Origin of the sequence: Porphyromonas sp. oral taxon 275, from assembly GCF_018127745.1 — a bacterium.
Taxonomy (GTDB): Bacteria; Bacteroidota; Bacteroidia; order Bacteroidales; family Porphyromonadaceae; genus Porphyromonas.
Window position 1 is genome coordinate 2,143,098 of the sequence record NZ_CP072333.1, and the last position, 15,125, is coordinate 2,158,222.

9 protein-coding genes are annotated in these 15,125 nt (G+C 63.0%); 3 read left to right on the forward strand and 6 right to left on the reverse strand.

Features of this window, described 5'->3' with window-relative positions:
* The 6 genes from J4862_RS08680 to J4862_RS08705 all read right to left on the reverse strand — a co-directional run bounded on the left by J4862_RS08680 (position 1) and on the right by J4862_RS08705 (position 8,099).
* Entirely contained in the window at positions 1-3,333 is a 3,333-nt protein-coding gene (locus tag J4862_RS08680; RefSeq protein ID WP_211788692.1) for a SusC/RagA family TonB-linked outer membrane protein, read from the reverse strand.
* A gap of 635 nt (positions 3,334-3,968) precedes the next feature.
* Positions 3,969-5,573, reverse strand: coding sequence for a ComEC/Rec2 family competence protein (locus tag J4862_RS08685; RefSeq protein WP_211788693.1), 1,605 nt, complete (start codon positions 5,571-5,573; stop codon positions 3,969-3,971).
* Positions 5,574-5,598: 25 nt separating this feature from the next.
* A complete protein-coding gene (rpe, locus tag J4862_RS08690; RefSeq protein WP_211788694.1) occupies positions 5,599-6,276 on the reverse strand; it encodes a ribulose-phosphate 3-epimerase in 678 nt (225 codons plus the stop codon).
* Positions 6,273-6,416, reverse strand: coding sequence for a hypothetical protein (locus tag J4862_RS08695; RefSeq protein ID WP_211788695.1), 144 nt, complete (start codon positions 6,414-6,416; stop codon positions 6,273-6,275). Before J4862_RS08695 ends, rpe begins: the two co-directional genes overlap by 4 nt.
* Positions 6,417-6,542: 126 nt before the next feature.
* On the reverse strand, positions 6,543-7,520 hold the full coding sequence (locus tag J4862_RS08700; protein ID WP_211788696.1) for an SPFH domain-containing protein: 978 nt from the start codon (positions 7,518-7,520) through the stop codon (positions 6,543-6,545).
* A 123-nt stretch (positions 7,521-7,643) separates the two neighbouring features.
* Entirely contained in the window at positions 7,644-8,099 is a 456-nt protein-coding gene (locus tag J4862_RS08705) for an NfeD family protein (RefSeq protein ID WP_211788697.1), read from the reverse strand.
* A 443-nt stretch (positions 8,100-8,542) separates the two neighbouring features.
* Between J4862_RS08705 and J4862_RS08710 the strand changes: the two genes are divergently transcribed.
* From J4862_RS08710 to rnr, 3 genes are all read left to right on the forward strand, one after another.
* Positions 8,543-10,090, forward strand: coding sequence for a HAMP domain-containing sensor histidine kinase (locus J4862_RS08710; protein WP_211788698.1), 1,548 nt, complete (start codon positions 8,543-8,545; stop codon positions 10,088-10,090).
* Positions 10,091-10,199: 109 nt separating this feature from the next.
* Positions 10,200-10,922, forward strand: coding sequence for a response regulator transcription factor (locus J4862_RS08715; RefSeq protein ID WP_211788699.1), 723 nt, complete (start codon positions 10,200-10,202; stop codon positions 10,920-10,922).
* Positions 10,923-11,068: 146 nt separating this feature from the next.
* Positions 11,069-13,411, forward strand: coding sequence for a ribonuclease R (gene rnr, locus J4862_RS08720; RefSeq protein WP_211789590.1), 2,343 nt, complete (start codon positions 11,069-11,071; stop codon positions 13,409-13,411).
* Positions 13,412-15,125 lie beyond the last annotated feature (1,714 nt).

Below are 15,125 nucleotides of genomic sequence, written 5' to 3' on the forward strand. Positions count from 1 at the left end.
CTAGAAGTGCAGCTGCACCCCTGCGACAATGCTGGATACGGGGAGGTAGCGCTGAGCGCTGGAGGAGCCTGTGGTGCTGCTCATAGAGGCATAGCCTCGGCGAGCGGTCAGCAGGAAGAGGTTGTCCCCGCTGAGGTAGACGGTAGCACTGCCGATACCAGCACGCTCCAGCAGTGCCTTGGGCACGTCGTAGCTGATGCGGGCATTGGTGAGGTTGAGGAAGCTGCGGCTGGTCAGGAAGCGCGTGGAGGCGTTGCTGACGTAGCGAAGCTCCGTCTGGTCGCTAGCCAGGATGGGCAGGTCGCTGCCCTTGTTCTCAGGCGTCCAGGAGTTCAGGATATCCTTGTGGTAGTTGGTCTCCCCGATGCGTGCCCCCGACTTCATCAGCCCAGCGTACGCCAGGTCGAGGCCGTATCCGCCGAGGCCGTAGGTGAAGCTTGTGCTCAGGCGGAAGCGCTGGACGCGCAGGTCGAAGCCGAAGCCCCCGACGAAGTTGGGGATGGCAGACTTGCCGACGAACTCACGTACGGCCGAGCTGTAGTCGGTCGTCACGCCCTCGGTCAGCTTCGAGACATCCCCGCCGTCCTGCAGGTACTTCTCTAGGTCGGTGACGTAGACGTCCTTGCCGTCGACCTGCTGCGTATAGCTCTTCCACTGGGGGAGGCCCTTGTCGTTGACACCTCTCCAGGAGCGGAGGTAGAAGTCACGCAGCGAGTGGCCCTGCTTGTAGGCATAGGAGCCCTGGATCTCGTAGTGCTTAGGAGCGTCGGTAGCGGGGTCCTTGGACATGAGGTCGATCCTATTGGCATAGTAGCCGCCGTTGGCATTGATCGTCAGCTCGACGTTCTTGGTCTTGATTGCCTCGTAGCGCAGCTCGAGCTCAAGGCCTCTATTGCTCAGCTCGCCATCATTGACGGGGAGCTTGCTGTAGCCGAGGGAGGGAGGCGTCTGGGCGTTGAAGAGCATGTTGCTGGTCTTCTTGATGAAGAAGTCCAGGTTGAACTCTAATCGATCCAGCAGGCGTGACTCGAGCCCGATATTGAAGGTGTGGGAGAGCTCCCAGCTGAGGTTTGGGTTCCCCTTAGAGTAGAAGGAGAAGGAGGGCTCGCCTTGCGCATCCGTCAGGTCGTAGAGGTCCGTGTAGAGGTAATAGTCGGGCGTGTATGAGCTGTAGCCAAGGGATAGATCTTGGTTCCCTAGTACGCCATAGCTGGCCTTGAACTTCAGGTTGTTGATCCAGCTAGCGGAGGAGAGGAAGGACTCACGGCTGGCGATCCAGGCAGCCCCTACCGAGCCGAAGGTGCCCCAGCGGTGGCCGTCGGCGAAGCGCGAGGAGCCGTCGCGGCGCAGCGAGGCACTCAGGTAGTAGCGATTATCGTAGTCGTAGCGCAGCTGACCGAAGTAGCTCTCGATGGCATTGGTCAGTCGGTAGGAGGCCGAGCTCTCGTTGATGAGCCCGTCGTTGAGGTCGAGGACGTTGCCCTTGACGACCTTCTTGCGCTGGGCACTCATCAGGTCGTTCTCCTGCTCGCTGCTCTCGTGGGCGATGAAGGCGTCGAGGTGGTGGTCCCCGAAGGCACGGCCCCAGGAGAGGATCTGGTTGAGCGTATGCGTGTGCAGGATGTTACGGTTCTGCGTGATGCTCCCTACGTTCTTGCTATCGCCGTAGAGGGGGTTCGCTAGACGTCCCTGACGGTAGGCCTGGAACTGTAGGCCGTAGTTGATGGCGAGCTTGAAGTCCTGGAGGAAGCGGTACTCGAGGCTGATGTTGGAGGTGAGGAAGTCACGCGAGGCCTGCTGCTTGTCCAGACGCGTCGAGCCTGCGGGGTTGATCCCCCCACGGAAGGGACGCGATACGCCATCGTACTCCCCGAAGTCGTAGGCATCGGCGCCACCGAGCTTGGGGTCGGGGACACGCTTGCCCGTGACGGGGTCGTGCTGGAAGACGGGGAAGATGCTGGGCGTGCCGTAGACCCACTGGAAGCCGTTGGAGTCCGTCGTGCCCTGCCCGGGGTCATTGGTCGTAGTGCTGGCATAGGATAGGCCGATGGTGGCCTTGAGGTCCTTGCTGAGGTTCGCCGTCAGGTTGTTGCGCAGGCTGAGACGCTTGAAGTCCGAGCCTACGTAGTAGCCCACGTTCTTCTGGAAGCCGAGGGCGGAGGCGAAGCGGACCTTGTCATTACCCCCAGAGATGCGGAGGTTGGCCTCGTTGAACTGCCCCGTGCGGAAGAGCTCGTCCTCCCAGCGCTCAGGCGTGTAGAGGCGCTTGGCGGCGGGGTTGAAGCGCCCCGTCTGGGCGTCGATCAGCTGGCCCGAAGGCAGGTCCCAGAGCTTGTAGCGGCTGGGGATGGAGGCGGCAGCGTCGGCGCCGCTGGCGAGGATCCCATCGAAGAAGAGTAGGTCAGCAGCGCTCTGTGGGGCGTCGGCAGCGCTCTTGCCATCGGCGAAGCGTGTGCGGGGCGAGCTGTAGGCCGAGGCCAGCGAGTTCTTGAGACCGAAGTACTCATACTTGTTCTTGACGCTCTGATAAGCCACCTCGAGGAAGTCCTCGGGGCTGTTGATGACGTCATAGAGGGGGATGAGGCGCTTGTTGACCCCTGCCTTGAGCTCGGCGTCGAAGGTGATCTTGCCTGCCTGTCCCTGGCGCGTGGTGATTAGGACGACGCCGTTGGCCGCGCGTGCCCCATAGAGAGCGGTGGCGGAGGCGTCCTTGAGCACGGTCATCGACTCGACATCCGCGAGGTTGAGCCCACCGAGGTTGAGCTCGTAGGGGACGCCGTCGACGACGTAGAGCGGAGCGGTATTGGAGTTCACCGAACCGATACCGCGGATCTGTACCGTGGCGTTGGCGCCAGGCTGCCCCGTGGTGGTGAAGACCTGCACGCCAGGCGAGGCGCCCTGCAGGGCGGTGGTGAGGTTGGAGGTGCTCTTACGGTTCAGCTCCTCAACCGAGACGCGGGCGGCGGAGCCCGTGAAGGAGTTCTTGGACTGGCGTCCATAGGCCACGACCACGACATTATCTACCACGCGCTCCTCGGCACGTAGGGTGACGCGCAGGGGCTGCCCCGTGAGGTTGACGCGCTGCGAGATATAGCCGATGCTGGAGACGGTGAGGCTCTTGGTGCCTGCGGGTACCTTGAAGGAGAACTTCCCCTCCGTGTCCGTAAGGACGCCGACCTTGGGGTGCTCCGTGGCGACTACGCTGGCCGCGATCACGGGTTCACGATCATTGCTCGCGATCACCACCCCAGAGACGGTGATCTGCTTTTGCTGAGCTAGTGCTCCTGCGGCGCTTGAGGCCAGGAGTAAGAGATAGAGTAGGCTTTTTCTCATTGCTTAGCTGGGTATTAAGTGAATGTTGCTTGCGGATGGGTGAGGGATAAAAGAGAAGCTCCTCTGTGGTTGGTCACCACAAAGGAGCTTCTGTATGTATCGGTTGACTACACCCTAGGGGGGCATATCGATCAGCTCACATGAGGCAACGCGGAGGCACTATGCGTATGATACATACACATAGACATTCGGCGCCAAATGTTAATGAGCTGAGTCGTGATCATTCTTGTCTGTCTGCTTTTTGATAGCCCCTCGGGGAGGGTGCTTGAGCGCAAAGTTAGTAATTCTTTACAATAATCCAAATCCCCGCCTCGATCCACTCCGCGCCGTCCCCTTCTTTCTCTCTGCGCTGTCCCCACTCTTCACCTCCCTCCCGCTCTGCCCAAGCCCTCGCCGTACGCCGCCCAAACTAAGCCCCTCGTTCCCCTTATCCCTCAGCGACTTGACTGATACCTCTCAGCCGTCTGACTGACGGCACTCACGGCGCTGAGGGATATCGGTCAGCGAGGGTGCCCCTTAGGGGTAAAGGCGGAGAAACTTAGAGGGAAGGGGCACAAAAAGCCGTAGCCGTGGCTCCATGAGAGGGTCATGGGGCTGCGCCTACCTTACTCTAAGGTGAGGGAAGGCCTGGGCGGCTAGAGGCGGGCACGCTGCTCCCGCAGGAGGGCAAGACTCAGGAGGCCGAGGGCGAGGAGGGCGTAGTAGAGGAGCAGCGCCCAGAGGGGGAGGTGATAGCGGAGCTGTAGGGCCTCGAGGCTAAGGCCTTCGGTGAGCTGACGAACGGATGTGCCTAGGTATTCTACGAAGGCGCTGAGCCACGCCGTCGGCAGCCCCAGCAGCTGCAACAGGAGGCATCCTAGGAAGCTCGGGATCAAGAGGCAGGCCGCAGCCGTCAGCGGGAGGGCGCTCAGCAGGAAGCCCAGCGAGCTGCGGCCGAAGAGCTGCAGCGAGAGCGGGAAGAGTAGCAGCTGCACCGCCAGACTCATCGCCAGCACGCCCCACATCCAGGCCAGCGGCCGCAGCTGCAGCCGTCCCACGCTGCGGTAGATCGGGCCGTAGAAGAGGTAGATGGCCAGCATCGCCACATAGCTCAGCACGAGGCTTGCGCTGTGGAGGCTCTCGGGAAGGCACAGGAGCTGCAGGATGAGCGGCCAGGCGAAGATCTCGGGCAGCGAAGGCGGCCGCCCGAGGAACTTCGCCCCGAGGTAGAGGCTCAGCATCAAGGCGGCACGTATCGTGGGGATGCTTGCCCCCGTGAGGAGGCTGAAGCTCCAGGCACCCACCAGGAGCAGTCCCCAGCGAAGCCGTGGGCGCGCACTGAGCCCCGATACATAGCCCAGCAGTAGGGAGAGTAGCCCGACGACGAGCGCCAGATGGAAGCCGCTCACCGCCAGCAGTTGGGCTGCCCCCACGGCGACAAAGTCCTCCCGCAGCTGCCGCCCCTCGGCGTCGTGGCGGAGCGCCCCGAGGCTCATCCCCAGGGCTAGCTGCCGTGTGTAGGGACTTAGGGGAAGCTCGGAGGCTCTTAGGTAGATGGTCTCTCTGAGCCGCTCGAGGGCGAGCCGCGGCTGTGTGGTGAGGAGCCGCGCACTGCTGCAGCGACTGAGCGCCAGCACTTCGCCGTGCCCCCGTCCCGAGAGGCCTTGGCTGAGGAGGTAGCGGGCATAGCCTTCGCCCACCGTACCCCTATAGTCCCCGAGCCCGCGCATCCGTCCTAGACGCAGCAGGAGCGTATCCCCGACGCGAGGCGCTTCGTCCCCGAGATCGAGCTCCAGCAGCCAGTGACCACTCGGGCTTGGCACCGCCGTCGCTTGGGGCTCCTTCGCTCCCGAGACGGGCTCGGGGAGCAGTGCGAGCCTAAGAAGGGCACGGCCAGAGTGGGCTTGGTCGCTAGGGGCAAGGAGCTGGGCGCGGACGTAGCTGCCCCGTAGAGGAGTGGGCTGCTGGAGCTCGGTGAGGCGCGCGCCGTAGTGCAGCCGCGCCAGTAGCAGGCAGAGCAGCAGTAGCAGCCCTCTCAGTAGGCCGCCCCAGCGCCAAGCCCCGAGGTGCCGCCCGAGGACTAAAAGCAAAAGCCCACCCCCAGCGAGCCCGAGGGCCAGCTGAGGGTGGGGATAAGCGTAATAGGAGAGGTAGCCGAGGAGGAGGCACGCGAGGAGCTGCACCGCGGGGCTGCGCCCCCAGCGGTCCCACAGCTGCCCGAGGAGGCCACGCTCTAGGCTGCGCCTGAGGAGGCTAGGCACGGCGCCGAGCCCCTGAGGGACGCTGCTACTTCGTCTGAGGCGCCAGTACCTTGAGGCTGTGGATGGCTGCGCGTGGATCCTCATGGGCGAAGACGTAGCTGCCAGCTACGAGGGCGTCGGCTCCAGCGGCGACGAGCTCGGCGCCCGTCTTGGCATTGACCCCGCCGTCGACCTCGATGAGGGTGCTTAGCCCGCGCTCGTCGATCATGCGACGGAGGCGGCGCACCTTGTCCACCGTCTGCGGGATGAAGCGCTGACCGCCAAAGCCGGGGTTGACGCTCATCAGCAGTACCATGTCCAGCTCACCCAGCACGTCGCCGAGTAGCTCTACGGGGGTATGCGGGTTGAGCGTCACGGCGGCCTTCATCCCCGCGTCGCGGATGGCGCCGAGGGAGCGGTGCAGATGGGGGCTGACCTCGTAGTGGACGTTCATCGTGTCCACGCCGAGGGCGGCGAGCTCACGGACGAACTTCATCGGCTCGACGATCATCAGGTGCACGTCCAGCGGCTTGCGGATGTGCGGACGGATCGCCTCGAGGATGGGGAAGCCAAAGGAGATGTTGGGGACGAAGACGCCATCCATCACGTCGATGTGTAGCCAGTCGGCCTCGCTATCGTTGATGAGCTCGACGGCCTTGTCCAGGTGGAGGAAGTCCGCCGCCAGGAGCGAGGGGGCTATGATGGGGGTGTGAAGCTGGCTCATGCGCTAATGGGGATTAAGGTGGAGGCCAAGAGGCGCAGGTGGCGTAGGCCCTCCTGATGACGGGGCTGGCTGCGCTCGAAGGCGGTACGGGCGATGAGTTCTAGCTTGTCTTGGTCGTTGAGGATGTAGCTTTGTTCCATAAGCAGGGACGCGGTAGGTGGTTAATAAAAGGAAGGGATGGAGCAGCTAGCACGAGGCTGCGGCTCCATCCCTATAACGGCTCATAGCGGCGCTCTAGTGTGAGACGATCAAGGCCGCGGGCGGGTCTACTTCAGGAGGTCCTTGATCCCTCCGAGGGAGGAGAGGATGCCGGAGGCCTCGTAGGGGAGGTAGACGGTCTTGTTGTTCTGACCCGAAGTCATTTCCTTGAGCGTCTCCAGATAGCGCACGGCGATGAGGTATTGCGAGGGGTTGGCCCCTGAGCCCTCTACGGCGGCAGCGATCTTGCGGATGGCTTCGGCCTCAGCCTGAGCCGTCAGCAGCTTCGCCTCGGCCTCGGCCTTGGCGTGCAGCACCTGGGCCTGGCGCTCCCCTTCGGCGTGGTTGATAGCCTGCTGCATACGTCCCTCGGACTCGCGAATAGTGGCCTCCTTCTGCCCCTCGGCATTGAGGATCTGGGCGCGCTTGTCACGCTCGGCACGCATCTGCTTCTCCATGGCATCACGGATCTCGCGGGGCGGGTCGATGTCCTGGAGCTCTACGCGGTTGACCTTGACCCCCCACTTGTTCGTGGCCTCGTCGAGGATGGCGCGGAGCTTGTTGTTGATGGTGTCACGGCTGGTGAGGGTCTCGTCGAGGTCCATCTCCCCGATGATGTTACGCAGACTCGTCTGGGTCAGCTTCTCGATCGCGTCAGGGAGGTTCTGGATCTCATACATGGCGCGCATGGGGTCGACGATCTGGAAGTAGAGGATCGCGTTGATCTCGGTGACGACGTTGTCCTTGGTGATGACGCTCTGGCGGGGGAAGTCGTAGACGGTCTCACGCAGGTCGATGTTGGTGATCTCGGTGAAGCGTACCAGCGTCTGCCCATTGCCTGCGGGGATGGTGTAGCGCCAGCGCATGGGGCGGGGACGGTCGATGAAGGGGATGATGATGTTGACCCCTGAGCTGAGGGTACGGTAGTATTTCCCAAGGCGCTCGATGATGACGGTCTGCGACTGCTGCACGATGCAGAGCCCCTTGAAGATGGTGTAGATGACCAGCAGCGCTAGGGCGATGGGAATGATCAGTTCGATAGGCATAGGCGTGTATAGGGTTTAAGAATGTAGGGACAAGGGTACGTGCGCGTGGGGAGGGCTAGGCGAAGACCTCGGCCGCTCCTTGGTTCAAGGCGCGGCCAGGCTGCTTAGCCCGCTTCGAGAGGGTTACTTGGAGAGGGGCTCGACGATGAGGACGACGCTCTGATAGCCCGTGATGCGCACCTCGCGGCCAGCCTCTAGTGCTTCGCTGCCCTCGGAGACAGCGCGCCACACGTCACCATCGACAGCGACGCGACCACCTTGATCGCCCGGCTCGATACGCTCGCGGACGAAGACGCGACGCCCAATGAGGGCATCCATTCCCGTCTTGGCGTCGTGTGCGCGGAACCAGCGGCACATCAGCGGCTGCAGCAGCCACAGCGCCACGAGACTCCCAGCGCAGAAGCAGATGACCTGTACCAGCCAGCTCCAGCCGAAGAGTGCTGCGGGGATAGCCAGCAGGGCTCCCATTCCGAAGCAAGCCAGCACGAAGCCCGGCGTCACGATCTCAAGGGCGAAGAGGAAGAAGGCTGCGATCAGCCACAGCTGCCACACGGGGAGCTGAGCAAGGGTATCCATCATAGTCGTATCTAGGCATAGGGTAATACTAAGGCAAAGCTAAGCATTCAGCCGCAATAAAGCAAGAGCCGAGCGGGAGCCTTGCCCCAGCGCGCTTACCCATATCACTCAGCTCGCTCACTGGTATCCCTCACGGCGCTGACTGCCGTCCCTCAGCTCGCTGACTGATATCCCTCACGGAGCCTCCCCCTACAGCCGCGCCGCTCTGGGGCTTATCCTCCCGCTCCCTCCCACTTGTGAGGGCAGGGCGGTAAGCGCATCGCTATCCTTAGCCTTGCCCTTGGTGGTGACGAACTTGACGTCCGCCTAGGGGTGCGGCGAGGGGCGAGACGGAGGCAGGGCACAGGCGCCCTTTAGGTAGGGTCGTGATAAATCTTTACCTTTGCCAACGATAATTCGCCGAACGACATAGCAACTGCGGCAGCATACCGTCCCCCCGCCTCCCGATGAAGAAGAAGGTTATCTGGGTCATTGTCCTAGCCTTGATCTCCGCCTATAGTCTCCTTACCTGGGTGCAGTATCAGTACTACGACAGAGTCCTGGGGCTGCGGCAGGAGGGTATGCGTCGGCAGATGAAGGAGGCGCTGGCCGAGGTGGCCGACGAGCTCCAGGTGCGCGAGCTGGTACGCTACCTCAATAAGGGAGTGGGCGAGGAGAACGGCTACTTCACCGACGTGGAGTTCCACAAGAGCAAGGTCGCCCGCCTAGACATCTGGCGGCGCAGCAAGCAGGACACGCTGGCTGTGCAGCGTGTCCTAGACTCGGATCAGGTGCTCCTGCAGATGAAGAATAAGGATAGGCAGGGCGGGCGCAATACCCGTGTGGACTTCCGGCCCTCCGACAAGCTGCTCTACGCCTACTTCGCTCGGCTGCACTCCCTCGACCGCTATATCCTCAAGTACATCTACGACGTCAACACCGTCGACAGCATCCCGCAGCTGGTCAATATCCGTCTACTGAAGAGCTTGATCCGAGAGCGCTTCGATGATAAGGACCTAGAGGGACCCTTCATCCTCTCGCTCTATGACGGCCGTGGGCAGCTGATCTACGAGTATCACCCTGAGGAGATGCGCAGGGGCCACTGGAAGGAGGTGACGACCGTCAAGCAGCACCTCTTCGTCCCAGCCGACGGCACCGAGTCGGGGCGTCCCTATATGGCGGTGTCGCTCGACCTAGCGCCGACGCGGGCCGAGGTCCTGAGTCTGGCGCTGCCGGGGCTGGTCTCGACGATCCTCGTCCTGGTCTTGGGCTTCTCCGCGCTGGCCTTCCTGCTCCGTGATATCAACTTCTCGGAGCAGCGCACCAGCTTTATCAACAACATGACCCACGAGCTGAAGACCCCCATCAGCTCGATCATCCTGGCCAATAAGCTCCTCGGCGAGCAGGCTTCCCCAGCCGTCACGACGCCCAAGCAGCGGCAGCTGCTGGGGATCATCTCGACCGAGGCGCAGCGCCTCAAGTTCCTCATCGACCGTGTGCTGCAGTTCTCCCTCCTGGAGGGGCGGGCGGGCAGCTTCACCCTCGAGCCGCTGGACGTCAACGAGCTGCTGCTACCCGTGGCGGAGATCTATACCTTCCACGCGCAGCAGAAGGGAGGCGACCTCTCCCTCGACCTAGAGGCCAGCGAGACCTGGGTACGCGCTAGCCAGGTACACCTGCAGAATGTCTTCTTCAACCTCCTAGACAATGCCGTCAAGTACAGCCGCCCCGACGTGGCGCTGCAGCTGACCATACGCACGGCCGACGAGGGCGACCATATCCGCATCACCATTGAGGATAATGGGCTGGGGATAGAGCGCAAGTACCTGAGGAAGATCTTCGAGCGCTTCTACCGCATCACCTCGGGCAATCAGCACGACGTGCGCGGCTTCGGCCTAGGGCTGGCCTACGTCAGCTCGGTCATCCGTCAGTGCGGTGGGCGCATCCAGCCCGAGAGCGTCGTGGGCGTGGGGACGAAGATGGTCATCCTACTGCCTACGGTCAAGGAGGGCTAAGCCCCCAGCGTCGCTAGCCTCATGCAAAGCTAGGGCTAAGGCGCGGCGCAGTCACCATTGATAATTATCTAAGTACACCAAGCTACTGTATCTCTAACTGTATCTCTATATGAACGAGTCTATCCGGATACTGCTCTGCGAGGATGAGGAGAACCTAGGTCTGATCCTCGAGGAGCTGCTGACGAGCAAGAAGTTTGTCGTCGATCGTTGCACGGACGGCGTCGCGGGCTGGGAGGCCTTCAAGAGCCGTCGCTACGACCTCTGCCTGCTGGATATCATGATGCCCAAGCGTGACGGCCTCACGCTGGCCAAGGACATCCGCAGCGTATCGCAGGATGTCCCCATCATCTTCCTGACCGCTCTAGGGATGCGGGAGAATGTCCTCGAGGGCTTCCGCTCGGGGGCGGATGACTATATCGCCAAGCCCTTCAGCATGGAGGAGCTGCTGCTGCGCGTCGAGGCTGTCCTACGCCGCAGCCGTAGCGAGAGCACGCGTGCCATGCAGCACGAGTACCATCTAGGGCGCTACACCTTCAATGTCACGAGCCAGACGCTAGAGATCGGGGAGACCAAGCGTAAGCTCACGACCAAGGAGTGCGAGCTGCTGACGCTGCTCTGTCAGTTCGCCAATCAGACGCTGGAGCGTAGCCACGCCCTCAGCGTCATCTGGGGCGTGTCTGACCCCGGGGCTGGGGACTTCACCCAGCGCAGCATGGACGTCTACGTCACCAAGCTCCGCCGCATGCTCGAGGAGGATGAGCGCGTGGAGATCAAGAACGTCCACGGCAAGGGCTACAAGCTGGTCCTGCCCCCCGAGGAGAGCGTCCTCTAGCGGCTGCCCTCCGCATCCCTCTAGGCTAGCCCTCGTGGGCTACGAGTCCCGCGAGGCCGCAGCTAGCCCCTAGCTGCGGCCTCGCCGCTACTCATCAGACAGATACACCTCACCCCCTCCCCACCCTTCACTACATATATATAATGATGAGTAAGAATAAGAAGATCGCCAGGCCGAAGCATGCCAAGCAGAGCAGCGGCCACGCACACCATATCACCAAGAAGGAAGTACAGCGCATCACCCGCCTCCTCCTAGAGGAGCAGGAGGACCAAGTACTCTCCTACAAGCAGGTATGCTATGCCTTTGGTAAGACCACCATGGCGCAGAAGCGTACCATCTACCATGCCCTGCAGGAGCTCTCGGAGGCGGGCGAGCTGCAGGAGCTCGAGCCCGGGCGCTTCGTCCGTGCGGGGCAGCAGACGGGGCTACGCCTGGAGGGGCGCTTCGACAACCGTGCGGGGCGTCCGAGCTTCGTCCCCGATGACCCCGAGCTGGAGCCTATAGCCCTTGACGAGCGGGGGCTCTCGACGGCACTGCATGGCGACCGCGTCGTCCTCAGCTGCCACCGCACCCGCCGCGGGCAGCTCAAGGGGGCCCGCATCTCCGAGATCCTCGAGCGGGCGCAGGCGACCTATGTAGGTACGCTGCAGCAGTCCCGAGGCTTCACCTTCTTCGTCACGCCCAGTCGCGAGCTGCGTCAGGACGTCTTCATCCCCGAGGCTAAGCTCAAGGGCGCTACCGCCCGCGACAAGGTGCTGGTGCAGGTTACGGACTGGGAGCCCCGAGCCAAGAACCCCAAGGGCATTGTCCTCGACGTCCTCGGGGAGGCGGGGGCCAACGATACCGAGATGCACGCCATCTTGGCCGAGTTCGGCCTGCCCTACCGCTACCCCGAGGAGGTAGAGCGTGCTGCCGAGGAGCTGACCGATGAGATCAGCGCCGAGGAGCTGAAGCACCGCGAGGACTTCCGCGGGGTGCTGACCTGCACCATTGACCCGCGCGATGCCAAGGACTTCGACGACGCCCTTTCCTTCCGCCGCCTACCTAATGGGCGCTACGAGGTGGGCGTGCATATCGCCGATGTCAGCCACTACGTCCCCGAGGGCAGCCTCATCGACGAGGAGGCCTACCGCCGCGCCACGAGCATCTACCTCGTGGACCGCACCATCCCCATGCTCCCCGAGCGCCTGAGCAACTACCTCTGCTCGCTGCGCCCCGACGAGGACAAGTACGCCTATAGCTGCGTCTTCGAGCTGGACGCTGAGGCGCGCCTCCACGGCGCGCGCATCACGCGCAGCGTCATCCGCAGCCAGCGCCGCTTCACCTACGAGGAGGCGCAGGAGATTATCGAGAGCGGGCAGGGCGACCATGCCGAGGCCGTGCTCACGCTGCACCGCCTGGCGCAGCAGCTGCGTGCTCGGCGCTTCGAGCGCGGTAGTATCGCCTTTGACCGCCCTGAGGTACGCTTCGAGCTCGACGCCGAGGGGCGTCCGCTGGAGGTGATCATCAAGGAGAGCAAGCCCGCCCACCAGCTCATCGAGGAGTTCATGCTGCTGGCCAATCGCACCGTCGCCGAGCGCATCGCCGATGCTACGCGCCGCGACATTCAGCCGCCGCTGCGCCACGAGGGCAAGGCGCCGACCTTCGTCTACCGTGTCCACGAGGCGCCCGACGAGGAGAAGCTGCATAGTCTGGCCGACTTCGTCCGTCCCTTCGGCTACCAGCTGCGCTGGCAGGGTGGGGGTGAGGCTGTGGCTCGGAGCCTCAACGAGCTGCTCGCCGCCATCAAGGGGCGCCCCGAGGAGGCGATGATCTCCATGCTCGCCATCCGCTCTATGGCCAAGGCGCGCTATACGACGACCCACATCGGGCACTACGGCCTTGGCTTCGAGAGCTACACGCACTTCACCTCGCCCATACGCCGCTACCCTGACCTCATGGTGCACCGTCTCCTGACGCGCTACCTCATCGAGGGCAAGCGCAGTGCTGACCTCGGCCGTGCCGAGGAGCGTTGCGACCACTCCTCTGAGATGGAGTCGCTGGCGGCTAATGCCGAGCGCGCCTCGATCAAGTACAAGCAGGTCGAGTACATGATCCCCCGCCTCGGGCAGCAGTTCTGGGGCATCGTCACGGGGCTGGCCGACTGGGGCATCTATGTCGAGCTGGAGGAGAACAAGTGCGAGGGGCTCATCCCCGCACGTGAGCTGACGGATGACTACTACGAGTACGACGAGGCTAACTATTGCCTCGTGGGGCGCCATACGGGGCGCCGCTACCGCCTCGGCGATCGCCTCGAGGTGACCGTAGCGCAGGCCAACCTCGAACGCAAGCAGCTGGACTTCGTCCTCGCAGGAGCGGAGGACGAGGCGCCGCGCCGCGGGATGTATGCCCGTGGTAAGGGCGGCAGCCGCTCGGGTGGCAAGGGTAAGGATAAGGGCGCGCGCAGCCACAAGGCCCCCAGCAAGGGGCGTGGCCGCCGCCAGCGCTAGCCTCACAGCAGTGCGGCCTAGACCGCACAGATACCTCTTAGATCCACAGGGGGAAGGGCTCGAGCCCTTCCCCCTGTGGCTTTTATGAAGCCTAGGCCTTAGTAGGGCGAGCCTTCTCGCAAGCCAGAGAGGCGAAGGAGGCGGCATAGGATATATCGAGGGGTCGCCCCAGCAGGGCTCTGTATTATTTGCTGTGGCTTACCCAGGGTTTGGTCGCCCTTTCAGGGCTACGCACCCTGGGCTTTGTAGGGGTCGCCCCTATAGGGGCTTATCCTTCCCGCTGGAGTAAGCTAGTAGCGCGCTCAGCGAGTGCGTCTATCCGCCTGGCGCAAGGCCGCAGCGTGCTCGGCCAGTGCGTCTGTCCTTTTGGGAAAACCTATGCCTTACAGCATCTGATGCCCAGCTCGATGGCATCTCGTACTGAGCCCAAGCCCCCTGCAGGGCTCTGTATTATTTGCTGTGGCTAACCCAGGGTTTGGTCGCCCTTGCAGGGCTACGCACCCTGGGCTTTGTAGGGGTCGCCCCTATAGGGGCTTATCCTTCCCGCTGGAGTAAGCTAGCAGTGCGCTCAGCGAGTGCGTCTATCCGCTGGAGCAAGGTCGCAGCGCACTCGGCCAGTGCGTCTGTCCTTTTGGTGAAGCCCATGCCTTACAGCATCTGATGCCCAGCTCGATGGCATCTCGTCCTGAGCCCAAGCCCCCTGCGGGGCTCTGTATTATTTGCTGTGGCTTACCTAGGGTTTGGTCGCCCTTGCAGGGCTACGCACCCTGGGCTTTGTAGGGGTCGCCCCTATAGGGGCTTATCCTTCCTGCTGGAGTAAGGCGGCAGCGCGCTCAGCGAGTGCGTCTATCCGCCTGGCGCGAGGCTGCGGCGTGCTCAGCCAGTGCGTCTGTCCTTTTGGGGAAACCTATGCCTTACAGCATCCTGATGCCTAGCTCGATGGCATCTCGTCCTGAGCCCAAGCCCCCTGTAGGGCTCTGTATTATTTGCGATGGTTTACCCAGGGTTTGGTCGCCCTTGCAGGGCTACGCACCCTGGGCTTTGGGGAGGGATCGCCCCTATAGGGGCTTGCACGGCCGTTGGGGTAAGTCCGGGGCTGCAATCCCGAAGCCCTGCGGGGGGGGAGACCCACAGCACGGCCCTTTTCCACAGCGCGGCCCTTTTATCCCATGTAGTGCGGGGTGAGGTATTATGCCCCGATAGTCGAGCCCCTTGGCTAGTTGCCTGGCGGCGAGGTAAGCCCCAGCGGGGCGACCCTTTTCAAAGCCCAGGGTGCGTAGCCCTGCAAGGGCGACCAAACCCTGGGTAGGAGATTGCACCCGACGACAGAGCCCTACAGGGGCGACCCTCCAAACGTTAGCTGCGCTGAGGAATATCCCTTAGCGTAGCTCACTGATATCCCTGACGGGCGTGAGGGCCGTCCCTCGGCGCGCTGATGGATATCCCTCAGCCTCGGGGGGACTTATCCCTCGGGATGCTGGCGGGTGCGGAGCTGCTGCGTCGGCCCTCGGGGAGGGAGGCTGCTCCGCTGCCTGCCTCGGCCTTCGCCCTTGACCTTCGGCGAGTGGCTGGCAGGGAGGCTTGAGGAGGGCAAAAAGTAGGGAAAAGCGAGCCCAAAAGCATTTCGGCGGAGGCTGCGAGTTCGCTCGGGGCGCCTTTGAGGCGGCTCGGGAGGGTCGTTTTCATAAAATGAAGAGAAAATTCAGAGCCTGGG